The 20,219-nt window shown below is 43.7% G+C and carries 17 protein-coding genes, 1 other RNA gene, 1 pseudogene and 1 other annotated feature; of the genes and pseudogenes, 4 read left to right on the top strand and 15 right to left on the bottom strand.

All coding sequences use genetic code 11. The features are described from left to right. Nucleotides 1-19 precede the first annotated feature (19 nt). Both cymR and OKX00_RS08435 read right to left on the bottom strand, forming a co-directional pair. Nucleotides 20-439 carry a cysteine metabolism transcriptional regulator CymR gene (gene cymR, locus OKX00_RS08440; RefSeq protein ID WP_053357733.1) on the bottom strand — a complete coding sequence of 140 codons (420 nt, stop codon included), beginning with the start codon at nucleotides 437-439 and terminating at the stop codon, nucleotides 20-22. A gap of 22 nt (nucleotides 440-461) precedes the next feature. Continuing rightward, complete coding sequence (locus OKX00_RS08435) at nucleotides 462-1,079, bottom strand: YczE/YyaS/YitT family protein (RefSeq protein WP_265410099.1); 618 nt, start codon at nucleotides 1,077-1,079, stop codon at nucleotides 462-464. A 192-nt stretch (nucleotides 1,080-1,271) separates the two neighbouring features. On the opposite strand from OKX00_RS08435, the gene OKX00_RS08430 reads away from it, so the two are divergent. Beyond that, a complete protein-coding gene (locus OKX00_RS08430; RefSeq protein ID WP_053357732.1) occupies nucleotides 1,272-2,606 on the top strand; it encodes an AAA family ATPase in 1,335 nt (444 codons plus the stop codon). 116 nt (nucleotides 2,607-2,722) lie between these two features. Further along, complete coding sequence (locus tag OKX00_RS23220) at nucleotides 2,723-3,481, top strand: RsfA family transcriptional regulator (RefSeq protein WP_322114354.1); 759 nt, start codon at nucleotides 2,723-2,725, stop codon at nucleotides 3,479-3,481. Nucleotides 3,482-3,518: 37 nt separating this feature from the next. On the opposite strand, the gene OKX00_RS08420 is transcribed toward OKX00_RS23220, so the two are convergent. From OKX00_RS08420 to OKX00_RS08370, 11 genes and pseudogenes are all read right to left on the bottom strand, one after another. Continuing rightward, the gene (locus OKX00_RS08420; RefSeq protein WP_053357729.1) at nucleotides 3,519-4,286 is read right to left on the bottom strand and encodes a tRNA threonylcarbamoyladenosine dehydratase; all 768 of its coding nucleotides are present in this window, start codon (nucleotides 4,284-4,286) and stop codon (nucleotides 3,519-3,521) included. Nucleotides 4,287-4,569: 283 nt separating this feature from the next. Then, nucleotides 4,570-4,747: non-coding RNA, 6S RNA (gene ssrS / locus OKX00_RS08415), on the bottom strand. Between the two features lie 89 nt (nucleotides 4,748-4,836). After that, entirely contained in the window at nucleotides 4,837-6,624 is a 1,788-nt protein-coding gene (gene aspS, locus OKX00_RS08410; protein WP_265410098.1) for an aspartate--tRNA ligase, read from the bottom strand. A gap of 14 nt (nucleotides 6,625-6,638) precedes the next feature. Then, entirely contained in the window at nucleotides 6,639-7,907 is a 1,269-nt protein-coding gene (gene hisS / locus OKX00_RS08405) for a histidine--tRNA ligase (RefSeq protein ID WP_265410097.1), read from the bottom strand. Between the two features lie 83 nt (nucleotides 7,908-7,990). Next, nucleotides 7,991-8,227, bottom strand: a binding site (T-box leader). A 68-nt stretch (nucleotides 8,228-8,295) separates the two neighbouring features. Then, nucleotides 8,296-8,475, bottom strand: coding sequence for an RNA polymerase subunit sigma-70 (locus tag OKX00_RS08400; RefSeq protein ID WP_309144587.1), 180 nt, complete (start codon nucleotides 8,473-8,475; stop codon nucleotides 8,296-8,298). Nucleotides 8,476-8,529: 54 nt separating this feature from the next. Continuing rightward, nucleotides 8,530-8,973, bottom strand: coding sequence for a D-aminoacyl-tRNA deacylase (dtd, locus tag OKX00_RS08395; RefSeq protein ID WP_053357726.1), 444 nt, complete (start codon nucleotides 8,971-8,973; stop codon nucleotides 8,530-8,532). Between the two features lie 23 nt (nucleotides 8,974-8,996). Beyond that, the gene (locus OKX00_RS08390; RefSeq protein WP_265410096.1) at nucleotides 8,997-11,177 is read right to left on the bottom strand and encodes a RelA/SpoT family protein; all 2,181 of its coding nucleotides are present in this window, start codon (nucleotides 11,175-11,177) and stop codon (nucleotides 8,997-8,999) included. 159 nt (nucleotides 11,178-11,336) lie between these two features. Continuing rightward, the gene (locus OKX00_RS08385) at nucleotides 11,337-11,849 is read right to left on the bottom strand and encodes an adenine phosphoribosyltransferase (RefSeq protein ID WP_256226183.1); all 513 of its coding nucleotides are present in this window, start codon (nucleotides 11,847-11,849) and stop codon (nucleotides 11,337-11,339) included. A gap of 30 nt (nucleotides 11,850-11,879) precedes the next feature. Then, nucleotides 11,880-14,210 (bottom strand): single-stranded-DNA-specific exonuclease RecJ, encoded by a 2,331-nt coding sequence (recJ, locus tag OKX00_RS08380; RefSeq protein ID WP_265410095.1) that lies wholly within the window; start codon nucleotides 14,208-14,210, stop codon nucleotides 11,880-11,882. Nucleotides 14,211-14,271: 61 nt separating this feature from the next. Continuing rightward, a pseudogene (gene secDF, locus OKX00_RS08375) lies at nucleotides 14,272-16,486 on the bottom strand (protein translocase subunit SecDF). A 204-nt stretch (nucleotides 16,487-16,690) separates the two neighbouring features. Continuing rightward, nucleotides 16,691-16,954, bottom strand: coding sequence for a post-transcriptional regulator (locus tag OKX00_RS08370; protein WP_265410094.1), 264 nt, complete (start codon nucleotides 16,952-16,954; stop codon nucleotides 16,691-16,693). A gap of 119 nt (nucleotides 16,955-17,073) precedes the next feature. On the opposite strand from OKX00_RS08370, the gene spoVB reads away from it, so the two are divergent. Then, nucleotides 17,074-18,627, top strand: a complete 1,554-nt coding sequence (gene spoVB / locus OKX00_RS08365) for a stage V sporulation protein B (protein WP_265410093.1) — start codon at nucleotides 17,074-17,076, stop codon at nucleotides 18,625-18,627. Between the two features lie 77 nt (nucleotides 18,628-18,704). Here spoVB and OKX00_RS08360 read toward each other — a convergent pair whose 3' ends face one another. Both OKX00_RS08360 and OKX00_RS08355 read right to left on the bottom strand, forming a co-directional pair. Next, entirely contained in the window at nucleotides 18,705-18,932 is a 228-nt protein-coding gene (locus OKX00_RS08360; protein ID WP_265410092.1) for a hypothetical protein, read from the bottom strand. Between the two features lie 27 nt (nucleotides 18,933-18,959). Next, nucleotides 18,960-19,631, bottom strand: coding sequence for a DUF421 domain-containing protein (locus tag OKX00_RS08355; RefSeq protein ID WP_265410091.1), 672 nt, complete (start codon nucleotides 19,629-19,631; stop codon nucleotides 18,960-18,962). 206 nt (nucleotides 19,632-19,837) lie between these two features. Between OKX00_RS08355 and OKX00_RS08350 the strand changes: the two genes are divergently transcribed. Further along, nucleotides 19,838-20,200, top strand: a complete 363-nt coding sequence (locus OKX00_RS08350; RefSeq protein WP_053358516.1) for a TIGR04086 family membrane protein — start codon at nucleotides 19,838-19,840, stop codon at nucleotides 20,198-20,200. Nucleotides 20,201-20,219 lie beyond the last annotated feature (19 nt).

Below are 20,219 nucleotides of genomic sequence, written 5' to 3'. Positions count from 1 at the left end.
CCCGCTTTCTTTTCATTCATTAAATGTAAAACATGTAGGAGTCTTGTTCTCCTTCGCCTTGATAGTTCGCAAGATCATCCAATGTTGTGTTATCGAGTACATCTTTTACTGCATCACGGATCTTTATCCAAAGATCACGCTTTGCCGGCTCTTCGTCTTCCATAACCTCTACAGGGCTGATCGGCCCCTCGAGAACCCGAATGATGTCCCCGGCAGTGATGGTTTTGGCGTCTTGAGCAAGAACATAGCCTCCATAGGCACCCCTGATGCTTTTTACAAGCCCGGCATTCCTTAGCGGAGAGATCAGCTGCTCCAGGTAGTGCTCGGACAAACTGTGTTCTTTCGCAATCAATTTTAAAGCGACAGGCCCTTCACCGAACTTTTTTGCCAAGGCCATCATGATGGTCAAGCCATATCGTCCTTTTGTTGAGATCTTCATCATACACGCTCCGTTCTATCCATTAGTTAACGATTTTTTTACAAAAAGACAAGGTATATCCCACAATGCTGCCAATGGATACACAAAACAGGATGGTACCGAGGGAAACGGGTCCCTTTAGCAGCCACCCTCCTGCCAGAACAAAAAGTTCCATGAACAGCCTGATGTGGGCAACCTTTTTGCCGGTTTTCTCTGTCAATGCCAGCATTAAGCTGTCCCGCGGACCGGCGCCGCAGTCACTTGCAATGTATAGCCCGATTCCAAAACCGTTAATGACTAGCCCGCCTGCTAACATAATAATTGCCGCCGCAGTTGAATCAGGTGTTTTAAAAAACGGCAGCATCAAGTAACCATCTATAAATATCCCTACAAAAAGCATGTTCAGAAAGGCTCCGGCCTGCGGCCGTTTTTTAGTAAGCCATGAGGTCGCACCAATGATAAGAAATCCAATAATAATTGACCAAGTACCGATTGATAAACCAAACTGATAATACAAACCGATATGTAAAACATCCCACGGGGCACTGCCTAAATTGGCTTTAATCATGAGAGAGATTCCAAATGACATGATCAGCAGACCCATAAAAAACACAAGCCATTTGACAAAGAAGAGCCTTGCGAAGCGGTTTACTATTTTCATTAGTATTTCCTTCCTTGTGCCTGTTTTTGCATATAAACCCAAACTATTATAGCATGAAACAGCTTATTCTTGCATTCAAATGAACGGTATAGTACCTTTTGATTACAAAAGAATGAGATGCATGAATGTCTAGCTTCAGCACTTGCAGGGCCTTATCAGGGCGCTTGCGCTTTTCTTATTAGGAGGATTCAAATGGATTTGTTCAGTGATCACCAATCTCATGAAAAAAAAGCGATGGGACCGCTCGCAAGCCGAATGAGGCCCCGGTCAATAAAAGAATTTATCGGCCAATCCCATATTGTAGGTGAAGGAAAGCTTTTAAGGAGAGCTATCGAAGCGGATCAGCTCACACCGATGATTTTTTTTGGGCCGCCCGGAACAGGAAAAACGACGCTTGCGAAAATCATCGCCAATTCCACATCTGCCTACTTTGAGCAATTAAACGCCGTCACTTCCGGAGTTGCTGACATCAAAAGGGTGACGAGTGAAGCGAAAGAGCGGCTGTTGATGGATGAAAAGAAAACGGTTCTTTTTATAGATGAAATACACCGCTTCAATAAAAGCCAGCAGGACGCCCTCCTGCCTTTCGTTGAAGATGGAACGGTAATTTTAATCGGTGCAACTACGGAAAGTCCAATGTTTGAAATCAACCCTGCCTTGCTTTCTCGATCACGCTTGTTCCGTTTTGAACATTTAACAGATGAACACACACGCTCTGTAATCCTTCATACACTTGAAGATAAAGAGAGAGGCTACGGAAAATACAATATTACAATGGATGATGATGCACTCAGCCACCTCGTGTCTGTAGCCAACGGAGATGCCAGGACTGCATTGAACGCTTTGGAGCTCGCTGTTCTGACGACAAAACCAGACGCTTCCGGCCAGATTCGCATAAACCTGGAAATTGCAGAAGAAAGCATTCAGCAGCGGGTGCTGCAGTACGACAAAAAAGGGGACAACCATTATGATACGATCTCTGCTTTTATAAAAAGCATTAGAGGCTCTGATCCAGATGCCGCCCTATATTGGCTGGCTAAGATGATCTATGCCGGTGAAGATCCAAGGTTCATCGCCCGGAGGATTTATGTCCACGCAGCTGAGGACATCGGCCTCGCTGATCCGAACGCCCTTCTCGTTGCGCAAGCTGCAGCTTACGCGGTGGATTTCGTCGGAATGCCTGAAGCTCGGATTCCTCTGGCCGAAGCGGTAGTTTATCTCGCTACCGCTCCAAAGAGCAATGCAGTTATCATGGGCATCGATAATGCACTTCAGGCTGTGAAGAAAGAAAAAAGCGGACAGGTTCCCATCCATTTACGTGATGCGCATTATAAAGGGGCTAGCCAGCTGGAGCATGGCAAAGATTATCAATATCCTCATAACTTCCAGGATGGGTATGTCGTTCAGCAATACTTGCCTGACCACTTGAAGAACAAAACCTTTTACGAGCCGACTGGCAGAGGTTTTGAAAAAAGCATACAGAAAAGGCTTGATTACTTTAACGAAAGAAAACGAAGTGAAACATAATCTAGCACTCTGTTAATAAAAAACTATCAATTTTTGCTGAGCACGTATAGAATCCTCTCCTTTTGCTCAAAATGAGAACATAAACTCGTACATTATGAATCAAGGAGAGGATATATATGATAAAAGTAAGACAGGATGCCTGGTCTGAAGAAGATGATCTACTTCTTGCGGAAACTGTATTGCGTCATGTGCGCGAAGGCAGTACGCAGCTCCATGCCTTTGAGGAAGTCGGCGATAAACTGGAGCGCACGAGCGCAGCTGTAGGCTTCCGGTGGAATGCGATTGTAAGGAAGAAATACGAACAAGCATTGAAGATTGCCAAAAAACAGCGAAAAGAACGGCAGCGGGCGATCGCTAAAGGCCAGCAGCAAAGCAAACCAGTAAAAGCTCCGGTTAAACAGGCGGTACCAGCAGATGATGAAGTATACCATCCTGAAGAATTTTTCAGAACACCGTTCACCTCTACTGCCCCTCAGCAGGAGCTGGCTGAACCTGCCTACACAGCAGCAGTGCCTGTTCCAAGCATTCAGCCTGCTCAGGCATCCTACCAGACCTTTCAGACAGAGAATATATGCCTTAATGATGTGATTGATTACTTATCGGAAATCAATAGAAACGGTCTCGCAAATGGGCGAATAGAAGGCGAGAATGCCTCACTAAAACGGCAAAATGAAGAACTTTTCCATCAAAACCAGAAGCTTACTGAGCAGCTGAACAAGGTGGAAAAAGACTTTGCGGCCATGAAAGAAGATTACCAGGCACTGCTGCAGATTATGGACCGTGCAAGAAGAATGGTGCTGCTGCAGGATGATGCCGCAGATAACCAAAGTTTCAGAATGGACAAAAATGGAAACCTAGAAAAACTTGCAAAATAAAGAGCCGCTGATTTCAGCGGCTCTTTTTTTGCATGAATCAATTCATTCTATTAATGGTAATGTTATGAATTTCAAGAAGTTTGTTTACCACGTGGCCAGCCATAAACAGTCCCGAAACGGATGGAACAAAAGAATTGGAGGACGGCGGCATTTTAGCTTTTCTGATTCCTGGAGCATTTTCAGGAACAATTTTCTCCCGGATGTCTTCTCTGATCTGAACGGGTTTTTCATCGGAGAAAACTACTGTTACTCCTTTATGGATGCCTTCCTTCCGAAGACGCTGCCTCATTACCCTGGCAATCGGATCATACGACGTTTTTGAAATATCCGCAATGCGAAGTCTAGTCGGATCCAGCTTGTTCGCCACTCCCATGCTGGCAATGATCGGAATCTTTCTTGTCAGGCACTCCTTTGCAAGATGCACTTTATAGGTGATCGTATCCGATGCATCCACAACAAAATCAAGGCCGTACGCAAAAAACTGTTCATACGTCTCTTCTGTATAAAACATTTGTAATGCTATCACTTCGCATTCGGGATTAATATCCGCAATGCGCTGTTTCATAAGTTCTACTTTGGACTGGCCTACCGTGGACAATAATGCATGGATCTGCCGGTTGACATTCGTGATATCCACAACATCCTTATCCACAAGGATAAGTTTGCCGATTCCAGCTCGGGCAAGCGCTTCAGCTGAAAAAGAACCGACTCCTCCAATACCAAGAATTCCGACAGTGCTTCCTTTTAAAGCGGCTAATCCATCTTCGCCAATGGCGAGCTCATTTCTTGAAAACTGATGTAACATGAACCTTCTCCTTTCAAGTCTAGAAAAGCGCAAGCGACTTGCTAAGGTCCGACAAGTGCTGGAACTCTTACTCAGCAACACTGAAAACTGAAATTCATTTTCATCCCTAGGCGCTGAAGCTAGACATTACTTCATAGTACCTTCTTAGCTTACTTCCTAAAAAGAATATACTATTTCCCTGTCATGTACAACCTTTACTCAAATCCCGCAGCAAAAAACAACAAAAACCCGGACAAACCGTCCGGGTTTCCTCTATATTCTTGTATTAGATTAAGTGTTGGATGAGAGTCCCAACTGTGCCGTCAGTTCCTAAGTTTTGAACCTGCTCTCGCAGGTGGGTGCCCTGTTCCGCAATTTATGCTTCCTCTTCGCGGAGGCATGCACGCCTTGCAGAAACACTGACTCCCGAATAAAAAGTGTTGGCTCAAAACATTCGGTATTAACGAACACATCAGGACTCTTATTGGTATAAATCATACCACATCGTTTTATTGAAAACAAGCGAATCGGAGCGTATTATTTAAATTTTCTAACAGTTCAAACTTCTTACCTATGCCTTTTGTCCGTTCTCTTTTTCCACTTTTACGGCGAGGTGAAGTTCATTGAGCTGTTTTTCACTAACATGTGATGGAGCATTCGTTAACAGACAGCTTGCGCTGGCTGTTTTCGGGAATGCGATCGTATCTCTCAAGTTGTTTCTGCCGGCAAGAATCATCACGAGTCTGTCTAGGCCTAAAGCAATACCGCCATGCGGTGGCGTACCATATTCAAAAGCATCCATTAAGAAACCGAACTCTTCCTTTGCTGCCTCTTCAGTAAATCCGAGCGTCTTGAACATTTTTTCCTGAAGATCACGCTGATAAATACGCTGAGATCCTCCGCCAAGTTCATACCCATTTAATACAAGGTCGTACGCTTTTGCACGAACAGCTCCGGGATTGCTCTCAAGCTGATCAAGATCTTCTTCTTTCGGCATCGTGAACGGATGGTGAAGAGCAACGTAACGGTTTGCATCTTCATCATATTCAACAAGCGGGAAATCAACGACCCAAAGGAAGTTCAACACACTTTCGTCGATAAGATCAAGGTCTTTACCCAGCTTTAGGCGAAGTGCTCCAAGAGCATCGGCAACTACTTTTTTGCTGTCAGCGACGAACAGGAATAAATCTCCCTCTTCACCTTCTAAAGCAGCAAGAAGGCCTTGTTTTTCTTCATCAGTAAAGAATTTCGCGATCGGCCCTTTTAATTCATTCTCTTCAAACTTGAGCCATGCCAATCCTTTTGCGCCATACCGTTTCACGAATTCAGTAAGCAGATCAATGTCTTTTCGAGAGTATTTGCCCGCTTGCCCTTTTAAGTTGATGGCTTTGACTTCTCCACCATCCAAAACGGTAGAAGCAAATACCTTAAATCCTGATTCTTTTACAATTTCAGAAACGTTAATCAGTTCCATCCCAAAACGTGTATCCGGTTTGTCAGATCCGTAGCGCTCCATTGCTTCTGCATAAGTAAGACGAGGCAGAGGAGTCTGTACGGAGAATCCGCGGACTTCACTTGCCATTTGAACCATAAGGTCTTCCATCATGCTCATCAAGCCTTCTTGACCAAGGAATGAAGTCTCGATATCGATCTGTGTAAACTCAGGCTGGCGGTCCGCCCGTAAATCTTCATCACGGAAGCAGCGGACGACTTGGAAATAGCGTTCAAATCCAGATACCATCAAGAGCTGCTTAAAGAGCTGAGGAGACTGCGGCAGGGCATAGAATTGTCCTGGGTGCACCCGGCTTGGCACCAAATAGTCTCTGGCTCCTTCTGGAGTACTTTTTGTCAGCATTGGTGTTTCAATTTCCATAAACTCCTGCTGATCAAGAAAATCACGAATCATTTTTGTCACACGGTAACGCAGTTTCATCGTCTCCTGCATGACCGGCCTTCTCAAATCCAGATAACGATATTTTAAACGGACATCTTCGTTAATTTCATTATCATCCGAAATGGAAAAAGGAGGTGTTTTTGAACTGTTGATGATTTCAAGCTCTTTACCTTGAATCTCAATTCGGCCGGTCGGTACATTTTCATTAATAGTACCTTCCTCACGTGCAATTACAGTCCCTTTAACAGAGAGAACAAATTCACTTCTCACTTTTTCAGCAATATCTAATGCTTCACTGGATACTTCGGGGTTAAAAACAACCTGAACCTGTCCTGAACGGTCGCGAAGGTCGATGAATATCAATCCTCCAAGATCTCTTCGCTTCTGTACCCAGCCGGTAAGCTTTACTTCTTCTCCGACATGCTTCTCAGTTAATGTTCCGCATTGATGCGTTCTTTCCGACATGATGTTATTCCTCCTCAAATTTGCTTCAGTATATATTCTGTGACTTGGTCGAGTGCAACTTCCGTTTGTTCACCAGACTCCATATCCTTAACAGAGATGACGCCATTCGCAAGTTCATCATCGCCAAGGACCGCAACAAATTTGGCATTTGTTCTGTCTGCAGCTTTGAACTGAGCTTTCATCTTTTTATCCAGATAATCTTTATCTGCTTTTAATCCGGCTTTACGGAATCGATAGAGAAGAGACGGTGCTTTCTCTTTCGCCTGATCGCCCATGGTAATGAGGTAACAGTCAAGAGAATCTTCGATCGGCAGCTTAACACCCTCTGCATCTAAAGCGAGCAATAATCGTTCAAGGCTCATTGCAAATCCAATCCCTGGTGTGGCTGGGCCGCCAACTTCTTCTGCAAGGCCGTTGTATCTGCCGCCTCCGCTTAACGTTGTGATAGCTCCAAAACCTTCCGCATCGCTCATGATTTCAAAAGCGGTATGGTTGTAGTAATCCAAGCCCCGTACGAGTTTAGGATCGATCACATATTCGATTCCCATTGCCGTCAATGTCGACTTGACTGTTTCAAAATATTCCCGTGACTCTTCGTTCAAATAATCATGAATCGATGGAGCTGTTTTCATCAGTTCATGATCGCGGTCCTTTTTACAATCCAAGATTCTGAGCGGATTGGTTTGAAGACGGTTCTGGCAGTCATGGCAGAACTCTCCGATCCGCGGTTCAAAGTGCGCCACAAGCGCTTCTCTATGCGCTTTTCGGCTTTCTTTGTCTCCTAAAGTATTTAAGACGAGACGAAGACTTTTTAATCCAAGTTCCTTGTAGACATCCATCGCCAGTGCCATGACTTCCGCATCGATGGATGGGTCATCGCTGCCCATGGCTTCAATGCCAAACTGTACAAACTGACGGTATCTTCCAGCCTGTGGCCTTTCATAACGGAACATTGGGCCGATGTAATATAATTTAGTAGGCTGCTGAGCCAGGCCAAATAATTTGTTCTCGACGTAAGCCCTGACAGTGCTTGCCGTTCCTTCCGGACGCAGTGTCAGGCTCCTATCGCCGCGGTCCGTGAACGTGTACATTTCCTTTTGAACGATGTCAGTTGTATCTCCGACACTTCTTAAAAACAGTTCTGTATGTTCAAAAATCGGTGTTCTGATTTCCTTGTAATTGTATCTGCTGCAGATTTCTCGTGCTTTCTCTTCAATAAACTGCCATTTTTCAACTGTACCCGGTAAAATATCCTGGGTTCCTCTCGGGATTTGATAACCCATCCTTCATCCTCCTTGCATCCTGGTTAACCAATAATCTTTCGTGAAAAATAAAAAACTCCCGTCCCTATTATTATCTGAATAATAATAGGGACGGGAGTTATATACCCGCGGTGCCACCCTGGTTGAAGCTCATGCTTCCGCTCATAATTGCACGTAACGCCTGCATGCGTCCAACTCTACTGGGCATTGTCCATTTTCCGTTCGAATTGAAACCTCGGGAGTGTCTTTCACTAAATCATCATGCAGAAATGCTTGCAGCCTCTGGCATTTCCTCTCTTGGCATGTGGAGTTTACCTACTTTTCTCCGTCACTGGTGATTTCATTGAATTGTTATTTATCTTACTCATCAAAAAGAGCTATGTCAATCCCTTTTGCAAAAAAGTTGCAGTCAGCGTTTCATTTTTTTGCGAAGGCTGATCACACTGCGTAGAGGGACTCCAAATTCCTCAGCGAGTTCCATCGTGCTCGAAGACGCCTCTTTCTGTATAAAGTCATGAAAGTCAATCCCCATCAGCTGGTTTATATGCGAATTGACATGTTCACCCTTTTCTCCGTGCCGCATCATCATCTTCCTTTCACCTTTTGCTATAGTTTTTCCAAAAGGTGAAGGTTTTAACAGGACTTATTCCCTGCTGTCGAGAATGAGCGTTACTGGACCGTTATTGGTGAATGCAACATCCATCATCGCTCCAAAGATTCCGGTTTTGACCTCAATGCCCTTTTCACGGAGCATATCGTTGAATTTATCATACAAATCAGAAGCATGATCAGGTTTGGCAGCACCCATGAAATTTGGGCGGCGGCCTTTTCTGCAGTCACCATATAGCGTAAACTGTGAAACCGATAATATGGAACCTCCCACGTCTATGAGTGACAGGTTCATTTTTTGCTGATCATCTTCAAAAATGCGGAGATTTACTGCTTTTTCAGCAAGAAAAGCCGCATCTTTTTCTGTATCTTCATGCGTCACTCCGACAAGGAGCATCAAGCCGTGGCCGATCTGGCCGACCACTTTTCCCTCTACCGTAACGGCAGCATCTGTGACGCGCTGCAATACTATTCGCATGTGGCACTCCTTTAATTGTATCTTTATTGCATCACTCGGCGGACCGCATAAATGTCCGGTATCTGTTTAATCCGTTCCACCACTTTTTGCAGGTGGTTTACATTGTGAATGGAAATGGACATACTAATCGTCGCCATCTTGTTGCGGTCTGAACGGCCTGATACGGCTGTAATGTTCGTCTTGGTTTCGCCTACAGCATGAAGAACCTCATTGAGCAGGCCTCTTCGATCAAAGCCGCTGATTTCAATATCCACATTGTAGCTCTTCGGTTTTTCGATGCTGCCTTCCCATTCTACCGGCAGTAGCCTAACCTGTGCATCATCTGTGTTGACGTTAACACAGTCTTTGCGGTGTACCGAAACTCCGCGCCCTTTAGTAATATAACCGACGATGTCATCCCCAGGTACAGGATTGCAGCATTTGGAAAGACGGATCAGAAGGTTGTCTATCCCTTTCACAACGATTCCTGAATCAGTTTTTTTGGTTGATGGCAAGCTCTTCGATTCTGAAATGGCATCAAGGATTTCTTTGTTGTCCTGTTCCTGATCTTTTTTGCGGCGGAGTTTGTCCGTCAGGCGTGTCGCGATCTGTGCACCGGTAATTCCGTTATAACCGACAGCAGCATACATATCTTCTTCGTTCGCAAAATTATATTTTCTAATAACCGTCTGAAGATTTTCCTGTGTGAAGACATCCTTCAGTTCGAAGCCCCGTCCGGTAACTTCTTTTTCGATCATTTCTTTCCCTTTGGCGACGTTCTCTTCACGGCGTTCCCGCTTGAAGAACTGGCGGATTTTATTTTTGGCATGAGAGCTTTGCGTGATCTTCAGCCAGTCCTGGCTCGGCCCGTAGGAATGCTTGCTCGTCATGATCTCAATAATGTCACCGGTCTTCAGCGTATAATCAAGGGTTACCATCTTGCCATTCACTTTGGCACCGATGCAGCGGTTGCCGATCTCTGTATGGATGCGATAAGCAAAATCAAGAGGAACCGAACCGGCAGGAAGTTCGATTACATCACCTTTTGGCGTGAACACGAACACCATGTCTGAAAACAAATCCACTTTTAGAGATTCCATGAATTCTTCGGCATCTGCCACATCGTTCTGCCACTCAAGGATCTCCCTGAACCACGTTAACTTATTTTCAAACGTGTTGACCGGAGCCTTCTTGGAACCCTCTTTATACGCCCAGTGAGCTGCGATCCCGTACTCGGCTACTCTGTGCATCTCGCTTGTACGGATCTGTACTTCGAGAGGATCTCCTTTAGGGCCGATCACTGTCGTATGAAGAGACTGATACATATTGGCTTTCGGCATTGCGATATAATCTTTGAACCGTCCCGGCATCGGCTTCCAGGCAGTATGAATGATGCCTAACGCGGCATAGCAGTCTTTAATGTTATGAACGATAACCCTCACTGCAAGCAGATCATAGATTTCATTAAACTGTTTGTTCTGCTTCACCATTTTTCGGTAGATGCTGTAAATATGCTTCGGACGTCCGGAGATATCCGCCTTGATCTGAACCTCGGAAAGCCGGCTGCTGATCTCTCCCATTACTTCCTGGACGTATTGCTCACGCTCTGCGCGCTTTTGCTTCATTAAATTTACAATTCGATAGTATTGCTGTGGATTAAGATACCTTAAAGAAACATCCTCTAGTTCCCATTTAATGGTAGAAATTCCGAGCCTGTGTGCCAATGGAGCGAATATTTCAAGTGTTTCATTAGCTTTCTGAATCTGTTTTTCTTTTGGCATATGCTTAAGTGTCCGCATATTATGAAGACGGTCTGCGAGTTTAATCAAAATACAGCGGATATCCTGGGCCATTGCTACGAACATTTTACGGTGATTTTCGGCTTGCTGCTCTTCTTTTGACTTAAACTTGATCTTCTTCAGCTTCGTGACGCCATCAACAAGCATGGCCACTTCTTCATTGAACCGGTCGCTGATATCTTTCAGCGTAATCGGCGTGTCTTCCACTACATCATGAAGAAACCCGGCTGCAACAGTTACCGGATCCATTTGAAGATCGACCAAAATACCAGCTACTTCAACCGGATGCTGAATGTATGGTTCACCCGATTTTCGAAACTGGCCTTCATGCGCTTCTTTAGCGTATTCATACGCTTTTCGTAAAAGCTGTATATCGTCATGGGAAAGATAGCTTTCCGCTTTTTGTAACACTTCATCTATGGTCATTGAAAATCACCTAACGTCAAAAATTGTATATTGCTTCTATTATCATGAAAAAAAGTGAAGCTGTAAAGTAAAAAACGAAAAATGTCGAATTTCCTTTATTTACAATTCCATATGAAAAAGAAAGAGTACTCTGTTTTCAGAGAGCACCCTTTCGATCTTTTAATATTGCGTTAACGTAAAAATATCATATCCGGATAACTTTTTTCGTCCGTCCAAATAAGTAAGTTCAATCATGAAAGCTATACCTGCGACAACTCCACCAAGTTCTTCTACAAGTTGAATGGTCGCACCGATTGTTCCACCTGTCGCCAGCAGGTCATCCGTAATCAGGACCCTTTGTCCCGGTTTAATAGAATCCTTGTGCATTGTCAGCACGTCTTTGCCGTATTCAAGTCCGTAGCTTACTTTTACCACTTCACGAGGAAGTTTTCCATCTTTTCGAACCGGCACAAAACCAAGCCCCAATTTATAAGCAACCGGGCAGCCAACAATAAAGCCCCTCGCTTCGGGACCTACGATTGCATCTATGTTTAGATCCTTTGCATATTCTGCAATATCATCTACAGCTTTAGCGTAAGCTTCGCCATCTTGCATAAGTGTGGTAATATCTTTAAACCGAATACCCTTAAGCGGAAAATCTTCCACTACAGATATATATTTTTTGTAATCCATCTTCTATTTTCCTCCTGTATCAACGCCTGATTATTTCCCTTTATACTGATCAAAGCAGTTCTTCAAATCCTGATAGGAAGAATAGACAAGTTGATTTTCAATCTCCGCTTGTTCTAATTTACTCCTATATGTATATGAATGCTTCAGGTCTTTTTTGTCAGGACGATCATTAATCGAAATAACACCATCTTCTATTGTAACAAAATCCAGCTCAAAAAACACTTTTGACATAAATGGCACTGCTTCACGCGACCAGCCCTTAAGTCTAGCCAGTTCCTCTCCGTGCTTGCTGGCATCAAATGTTTTACGTTTGGTTAAGAACGCATAAAACCATCTGAACTGCTCTCTTGTCGGAACAGTGGAAAAGAACTGATCATTTTCCTGGTGGAAGATGACATATGTTCTTTCGGGTTCTGGATTGCTTTCCAGCAGATAAAAGAATTCTTCCCTTGTTTTTGGAACATCGAGAAAAACAACATACTTTTCTTCAAAATTCAGGCTTTCTTTTTCCTGCGGATAAAGCCGGATCTGCTCTTTCAAGTCTGAAAACGCAGGATGTTCCTTCGTATCTGCCTCAAAGGCGATGAGAAGAACCTTGTCCTTAGGGAGGCCGGACAGTTTTTTCTGAGCGTCCCTTATCCCTCTCAGATCAAATAATTGCCATTCTTTTACGGCCAGATCACTAAGCATAAGCTGCGGTTTCCGGAACCCGTTCCATTCATTGATTGATAGCTCTCCTACCGCTGAGAGCGGGGAATGATAGCTTAGCTCATCCATTAGCGGGCCTTTATGAAAACCAATCGCATCCAGCTTGGATTTGCCATCTGAGAATTGTATTTTCAAATGGTTGGACTGAGTGCCGATCTTCTTGATCTCGCTGATTCTAACATCAGGTATCAGTACGCGCGGAGTAGGGTTACTGACACCAAAAGGAGCCAATTTGTTCATTTGTTCAATGGTTTCAATGGATACTTCATCAAGTGAGCATTCCAAATCAATAGAAGTCACGGGTTTAAAATCTTCTTCTGTTAATTGTTCACCAGCCTGGCGGTTAAGCCGGCTTCTCAGTTCATCCAGATCACTTACGGCCAAAGTCATGCCTGCCGCCATAGGATGCCCTCCAAAGTGTGGAAGTATATCACGGCTCAACGATAAGTTCTCAAACATATCAAAGCCTTCAATGCTCCTTGCCGATCCTTTGGCAAGGCCCTTCTCTTCATCGATGCTTAAAACGATTGTCGGACGGTAAAATTGTTCGACTAGCCGGGAAGCTACGATACCGATGACTCCTGCGTTCCATCCTTCCTTTGCGACAACAAGAACATTGTTTTTATCAGGTGGATACTTTTGTTCCACCAATTCAATGGCTTCCTTTGTGATCTCAGATACAATGGTTTGACGTGTTTTGTTCAATTGATCAATTTCAGCGGCAAGCATGGCAGCTTCTTCCTTGTCATCAGTCGTAAAAAGCTCAACCGCAGGAACTGCAGAATCCAGTCTTCCAACCGCATTAACACGGGGGCCAATCGCAAACCCTACATGCTCTGCATTCAGCACCGTATCTTTTAAACCAGCAACCTCGAGAAGTGCTCTTAATCCTGTCTTAGTGGTTCTCTCCAGTGCCTTTATTCCTTCTTTTGCAATGATGCGGTTTTCATCCACAAGAGGAACCAGATCAGCAATCGTGCCAATGGAGGCAATATCCAATAAGTGAAGCGGAGCTTTGCCAAGGAGAGCATGCGCAACTTTGAACGCGACACCTACTCCCGCCAGCCCTTTAAAAGGATATGGGCATCCGGGTTTTTTGGGATTGATAATACTATAAGCATTAGGCAGAACAGGCGGAGGCTCATGATGGTCAGTGATGATAAAATCCAGTCCCATCTCTTTCGCCGCACGTGCTTCATTCACAGCTGAAATCCCCGTATCGACTGTAATAACAAGACTGAAACCTTGTTCCTTCGCCCATCTTAACGCGGGTTCATTTGGTCCATAGCCTTCTGTAAAACGATTTGGTATGTAAAAATCAAAATTGGCGTCTAACGCCTTTAATGTATATACCATAACAGATGTACTGCTTACTCCATCTGCATCATAATCACCAAAAATAAGAATCTTTTCTTGGCTGGCAACAGCCTGTTGGATCCGATCAACAGCTTCTCTCATCCCATCCATTAAGAAGGGATCATAAAAAGCCTCCGTTCCACTGGACAAAAACTGTTCAGCACTAGTTTTTGTTTCCATTCCCCTTGCAACTAATAGGTTGGCTACTAACTTTGGGATTTTTAAAGAAGAGGCTAATTCCTTTACTTTATCTTCATCTAAAGTTCGGACATTCCACCTCGTTCGTGCTTTCAACATAAAAAAATCACCTCATAACCTATTTATTATACAAAATGGGTTACGAGGTGACAATGAATTCCTATGCCTGATTATTGGCAGAACTGAATTTAAGTTTTTTCAACTGTCTGGATTTAAGTACAAACCAGAGCTGAGAAGCAATACAAATAGATGCATACGTTCCAAAAACCAGTCCGATCAACAGGGCGATCGAGAAGTTCATGATGGACGCGTTTCCGAAGATCAGCAATGCAACTACCGTGAGCACTACGGCAAATACCGTATTAATGGAACGGGTAAGAGTCTGCATAATACTGTCGTTGATCACCTTGTAGAGGGTCTCAACATTTTTCACCTTAGTAAACTTCATGTTTTCGCGGATTCGGTCAAACGTGATGATCGTATCATGTACCGAGTAACCTACGATGGTTAATACAGCTGCTATAAACGTAAGATCCACTTCAAGCCGCAGAATGCTGAACACGGCTACAATCAAAAATGCGTTGTGCAATAATCCAACAATCGCTGCCAATGACATTAGCCATTCAAAACGCAGGCTGATGTAGATGATGATTCCGATAGAGGCAATCAGTACAGAAATGATCGCATTCCTGGCCATTTCCCGGCCAACCGTTGGTGATACTGTATTGATGTTCGGCTCATCTCCGTATTTCTGTTTAATGGCCGTATTCACTTTTGCCACTTCTTCACGTGAGAGCATACCAACAAAGGATACTGTCGCTCTGTCACTATTTTTACCAGAGATCAGCGGCTGGCCATCCGGTTTAAGACCTAAGTCTTCAAAATCTTTATTGAGCTCAGCAGCTTTTAAATGGTTCCCGCTGATTTCAACCCTCGTTCCGCTTTCAAAATCGATACTTAATTTCAAACCTATGGTTAAAAGGCAAATGAGCCCTACCATGGTTAAAAGAGAGGAGAAAATAAAAAATTTCTTCCGCTGTTTTACAACATCAAAATGAAAATTCGGGTTTCTAAAGCTCATGTATATCACTCTCTTTCACTCCGAAGTAACCCGGTTTTTTGTTCAAGAACTTGCTGTTTACCCAGAGGCCCAGCAAAATTCGGGATACGTACACATTGGTAAAGAAGCTGGTTACAACACTCACAATTAGTACGAGAGCGAATCCCTTAACTGAACTTGTACCATATGCAAATAGAACTGATGCTGTGATGATGGAGGTTAAATTCGCATCAAAGATCGGAGCAAACGAGCGCTTTGACCCCGACTTATAAGCGGAAGCGATTGATTTTCCGGATCGAATTTCTTCTTTAATTCTTTCAGAGGTTATAATATTTGCATCTACAGCCATACCTACTCCAAGGATAAAGGCAGCGATTCCCGGAAGTGTCAGTACCGCATCCATCCAATCAAAAATGAGAAGGTTTAAATAAATATAAAAACTGAGTGTGACAATAGCGATAAGGCCTGGGAACCGGTAGTAAAACGCCATAAAAAGGAAGACGAGAGCAATACCGATAATTCCGGCAGTGACCGTTTCATCCAAAGCCTGTTTCCCGAATTTAGCACCAACAGAATTCGAATAGTTTTCATCCAATTTCACAGGAAGTGCCCCGGCATTCAGGATAGAAGACAGGTTATTCGCTTCTTCCTGGGAAAAATGTCCAGTAATAACAACAGTTTTCTGATCCAATTCTTTAGTGACAGATGGCGCAGAGATAAATTTAGGTTTTTTCTTTGTCGCCTCTTCTTTATATGAATCGCCTTTTTTATAATCAAGCCAGATGACGAGCTGATTTTGTCCAGGCCCCATGTTCATGACTTTTCTCGTTACTTTAGCAAACTTATTCGGATCTTTCAGAGTCAGCTGAACGATCGGCTGGTTCGGATTGTTCTGGTCAAAGGTTACTTTTGAACCGCCGCCTTTAAGGTCCGATCCATCAAGCAATACCTTGTCATTGACATCTCTGAAGGTCAACTGAGCCTGTGTAGAAAGGAGTTTTCTTGCTTTGTTCTGATCCTTGATTCCTGCAAGCTGAACCCGGATCCGATTTTTCCCTTCGATTGTGATGTTCGGCTCCGAAACACCAAGTACGTTTACCCGTCGATCGAGTGCTTCTACCGCACTTTTTAGAACATCGTTTGTAATCTTTTGGCCCTCTTTGGCTGGTTTTACATCGTAAAGTACTTCAAATCCCCCTTGTAAATCCAGACCGAGCTTAATATTATTTACAATCCCCTTTGTTGTCATGCCGATCAGACCAACAATTACGGCAAGGATTATAAAAAATGTAAGGATCTTGCTCTTCTTCACCATTCCTTCTTTCCTCCTTCATGCTGCCGACACACTTTTAAGCACGATAATGAATATGTATAGAAAAGTGCAATCTTCCCCATTATAGCGACAGTTGTTTTTTTCTGTCAATTTCATTCCGAAAACTTTGTAAAACTTTACATAATCCTATCTTTTGCGTTTCTTTGATAAACAGCAAAAAAAGGTACCCCGCCGGGAATGGCCCTTTTATTCCACATCCCTCTTAAACGCTTCGAGTGTCAGCCAGTTCATAAAATCGGTCAATGATAAACCAAGTATCAGACCAACAAGAACATGCAATTTTGCTTCCTCTTTTTTCTTTTGAGCCTTACGCATCACACAATTCCATACTTCTTCATTCGAAATACTCTCGTACCCAAGAAAATGAAACTCCTCGGCTTTACATTGCAGAGCTGGTTCAACCTCTGTTTTCATGTCTTCAAAACTCATCACATCCAATGATTCGTTCACCTCTCCTGCGTTTTGCGGATAAAAAACAACTTGTCATGCTTTGTCCATTTTCTCCATATAAATGGGTTACACGGAAAACCGATGTCAAACTCATTTCTGATAAGAAAGTAGGGCCCGATATGTCAAAACAAACCCTTATCCAGGGAACACTGCTGCTCATTCTCGCCGGATTGATCACACGGATCCTTGGGTTTATCAATCGCATCGTTGTCGCCCGGGTGATGGGACAGGAAGGCGTCGGCCTTTATATGATGGCTGTGCCGACGATGCTATTAGCCATCACCTTGACACGAATGGGGCTTCCCATCGCCATCTCTAAACTAGTGGCCGAGGCCGATGCGAAAGGCGACCGCCAAAAGATCAAAAAGATACTGATCGTCTCCCTGGCCGTAACTGGTGTGCTCAGCATCATTTTTACAACTGCCATGATCGCGGCTGCTCCTATATTGTCTCATTATTTCTTTACAGACAAAAGAACCTTTTACCCTTTAATCGCAATTGCACCGGTAGTGCCCGTCATCGCTGCATCTTCTGTGCTGAGAGGATACTTTCAAGGACTTCAGAACATGCGTCCTTCCGCCTATTCCCAGGTCATTGAGCAGATTGTGCGGATTACTCTTGTAGCACTTCTTACCGGACTCTTTCTTCCTTATGGTGTCGAGTATGCAGCGGCCGGAGCGATGATCTCAGTTATCATCGGAGAGCTCGCTTCCCTTTTATATATGTTCTCCATGTTTAAGTTAAAAAAAAACATGAAGGTCCGAAAAGGATTTTTCGGACAGCTAAAAGGCGGTCGCTCCACATTAAACGAACTGCTCGGAATCGCTCTTCCGACCACCGGAAGCCAGCTGATTGGTTCTGTTTCTTACTTTTTTGAACCGATTGTGGTTGTTCGGAGTCTGGCGATTGCCGGGGTGAGCACCATTGCCGCAACAAGACAGTACGGGGAACTGGCAGGTTATGTCATTCCCTTGCTTTACTTGCCTACATTTATTACCTATTCGTTATCTGTTTCACTCGTCCCTGCCATCAGTGAAGCAAACGCCAATAAAAAGTATTCCTTGATTGAACACCGGCTGAATCAGTCTTTGCGGCTTTCCATGCTGTCTGGAGGCATCGCCGCGGTAATTACCTACGTGTATGCCGTTCCAATCATGGACCTTATGTATAACTCTCCTGCTTCTGCTTCTTATTTAAAGGTCATGACACCGCTGTTTTTCTTTTTATATTTTCAGGGGCCTCTTCAGGCAGTGTTACAGGCCATGAATCTTGCCAGAGCGGCTATGATGAACAGCCTGATCGGATCAGCCGTCAAACTTGCTGCTGTCTTTGCTCTTGCTACAAGGCCTGAATTCGGCATCATGGGTGTGGCTATGGCCATCGTTCTAGGCATCGTCGTAGTCACTCTCCTTCATTTTGCAAGTGTGGCCAAAGCAATCAGCTATACGATCAAAGCCCAGGATTTCATCTACGGTTTCTTTTCCATCATGATCACCGGGTTTGTTTCACAGCTCATCTATACGTATATCTTCCCTCAGTTCTCAAGGGTGGCAGGAATGTGCCTCTGCCTCGTCTTAACAAGTATCGTTTATCTTCTTACTCTGTTGTTTTTCCGCTTGGTGAAGAGAGAAGACCTCGCTCACCTTCCGCTAATTAAAAGATGGATTTCATAAAACAAGGGGCTGGCCAGAAAGTCGAAAATTGACCTTCAGGCAGCCCCTTCTTGGCTTGAAAAATCTTCAATAAAAAGTTAATTGAAGTGGAAGATGCGAGACTCCTCGAAAATGAATTTCACATTTTCTTCGTGCGATATAACGCTGCCGAAGCCTTCCTTGTCCTGCGGGACTAGAGTGACAGGTGAGACTCCCGTCGGTGCTTGCACCAAAAAGTAGGCGTTCACGCCGGTAAGGCTCACCGCACACCCCGCGAAAGTAGGAGCTCGCGCCGGTAAAAGCGAGCAGCCTGGAACGGAAATCAACAGCTTACAGACTTCTTGGACAGCCCCTTAATCATCTTTTTTGTCTACATACAGCGAGTCATTATTATTTATCGTACAGATAGAGATATTTTTTGTATCCCTGATTCCCATCTTGCGCAGTTCCTGGCGTAGCCATAAAGAGGTTTTATCCAGTTTTTTTAGATGGTCTTCCTGAATTTTCCCATCCAATATCACCGGGAACACCAGAGGGAGCGGGCTTACTTCTGAATTTGTTTTCCTGTCACACTCAACTTCTCTTGTAATGACGGAAAGCTTCCCTGTTGATTCCAGAATTCCAAATTCTACATCCGCCACATTCTTTATGTTGTTCTCCCTTAATTGAGTCAGCAGGTCATCAAAATTATAGCGCTGTTTTTTCATTTCAGATTCATTAATTTGTCCGTTCTCAATGATAATGGAAGGCTTGCCGTCAACGATCTCTCGAACCTTTTTGCTTTTTAATGAAAGGAACGCAAGGAAAATTTGAATGAGAAACAGTACAAAAATTCCAACCAGATGCTTAAGCATCGGTACTTTCGGATCTTCAATCGAGATGACCGCCAGTTCGGCGATCATAATGGAAACAACAAAGTCCAGTACAGATAATTTTCCAATTTCCCGTTTTCCCATCAGCCGAAATACGCCAATCAAAATAAAATAAACAAAGATGGTCCTCAAAATAATTGTATAATATTCCATTGCTTTCCCTCCTTTCATTTTCATCATAATTAGTTTGACCATCGTGATGAATGAACATGAGGCGAATGTTTTGGTAATTGAATTAAATAATGGGCATTTTCCAGGGAGAAGGACAAAAAATGTTCGTCTATTTTTCGGGACGGTGAATATGGATATAAGGAAGGCTTGTATGTAAAGGAGGACGTATCCAAGTGGCTGTTCGACATATGTTTTCTTCAATGATAAAAGGTGTTGCCACAATTTTAGTTGCCATTATCATAAGCAGTCTTATTCTTTCTCTTCTATTGCGGTTCACTTCTCTGACAGAATCATCTTTAAAATGGGTGACGACTGGTCTTTCCTTTCTTTCTCTCTTTATTGGAGGATTTCTTTCAGGTAAAAAGGGAAAAGAAAAAGGCATTATGCTTGGTTCCGGTACAGCCCTGCTTTTCTCCTTGCTCGTGTTTTTAGTGCAATATTTAGGATACCAAACCACATTTACATCCATGCAGTACATGTATCACGGAATCTTTTTACTCCTTTGTATGCTGGGAGCCATCATGGGCGTCAATTTCAGCAGCCATAAATAGCTCAATAAAAAATGGCAGG

It is taken from the genome of Fictibacillus sp. KU28468 (genome assembly GCF_026153615.1).
GTDB classification, from domain to species: Bacteria; Bacillota; Bacilli; order Bacillales; family Fictibacillaceae; genus Fictibacillus_C; species Fictibacillus_C marinisediminis.
The sequence above is the reverse complement of the archived record's forward strand: the minus strand, read 5'-3'. Positions and strand labels throughout refer to the sequence as shown.

Bases quoted from the DNA above. Each gene is read 5' to 3' on its own strand.
- cymR (WP_053357733.1), bottom strand. From the start codon at position 439: ATGAAGATCTCAACAAAAGGACGATATGGCTTGACCATCATGATGGCC.
- OKX00_RS08435 (WP_265410099.1), bottom strand. From the start codon at position 1,079: ATGAAAATAGTAAACCGCTTCGCAAGGCTCTTCTTTGTCAAATGGCTT.
- OKX00_RS08430 (WP_053357732.1), top strand. From the start codon at position 1,272: ATGGATTTGTTCAGTGATCACCAATCTCATGAAAAAAAAGCGATGGGA.
- OKX00_RS23220 (WP_322114354.1), top strand. From the start codon at position 2,723: ATGATAAAAGTAAGACAGGATGCCTGGTCTGAAGAAGATGATCTACTT.
- OKX00_RS08420 (WP_053357729.1), bottom strand. From the start codon at position 4,286: ATGTTACATCAGTTTTCAAGAAATGAGCTCGCCATTGGCGAAGATGGA.
- aspS (WP_265410098.1), bottom strand. From the start codon at position 6,624: ATGTCGGAAAGAACGCATCAATGCGGAACATTAACTGAGAAGCATGTC.
- hisS (WP_265410097.1), bottom strand. From the start codon at position 7,907: ATGGGTTATCAAATCCCGAGAGGAACCCAGGATATTTTACCGGGTACA.
- OKX00_RS08400 (WP_309144587.1), bottom strand. From the start codon at position 8,475: ATGATGATGCGGCACGGAGAAAAGGGTGAACATGTCAATTCGCATATA.
- dtd (WP_053357726.1), bottom strand. From the start codon at position 8,973: ATGCGAATAGTATTGCAGCGCGTCACAGATGCTGCCGTTACGGTAGAG.
- OKX00_RS08390 (WP_265410096.1), bottom strand. From the start codon at position 11,177: ATGACCATAGATGAAGTGTTACAAAAAGCGGAAAGCTATCTTTCCCAT.
- OKX00_RS08385 (WP_256226183.1), bottom strand. From the start codon at position 11,849: ATGGATTACAAAAAATATATATCTGTAGTGGAAGATTTTCCGCTTAAG.
- recJ (WP_265410095.1), bottom strand. From the start codon at position 14,210: ATGTTGAAAGCACGAACGAGGTGGAATGTCCGAACTTTAGATGAAGAT.
- spoVB (WP_265410093.1), top strand. From the start codon at position 17,074: ATGTCAAAACAAACCCTTATCCAGGGAACACTGCTGCTCATTCTCGCC.
- OKX00_RS08355 (WP_265410091.1), bottom strand. From the start codon at position 19,631: ATGGAATATTATACAATTATTTTGAGGACCATCTTTGTTTATTTTATT.
- OKX00_RS08350 (WP_053358516.1), top strand. From the start codon at position 19,838: ATGTTTTCTTCAATGATAAAAGGTGTTGCCACAATTTTAGTTGCCATT.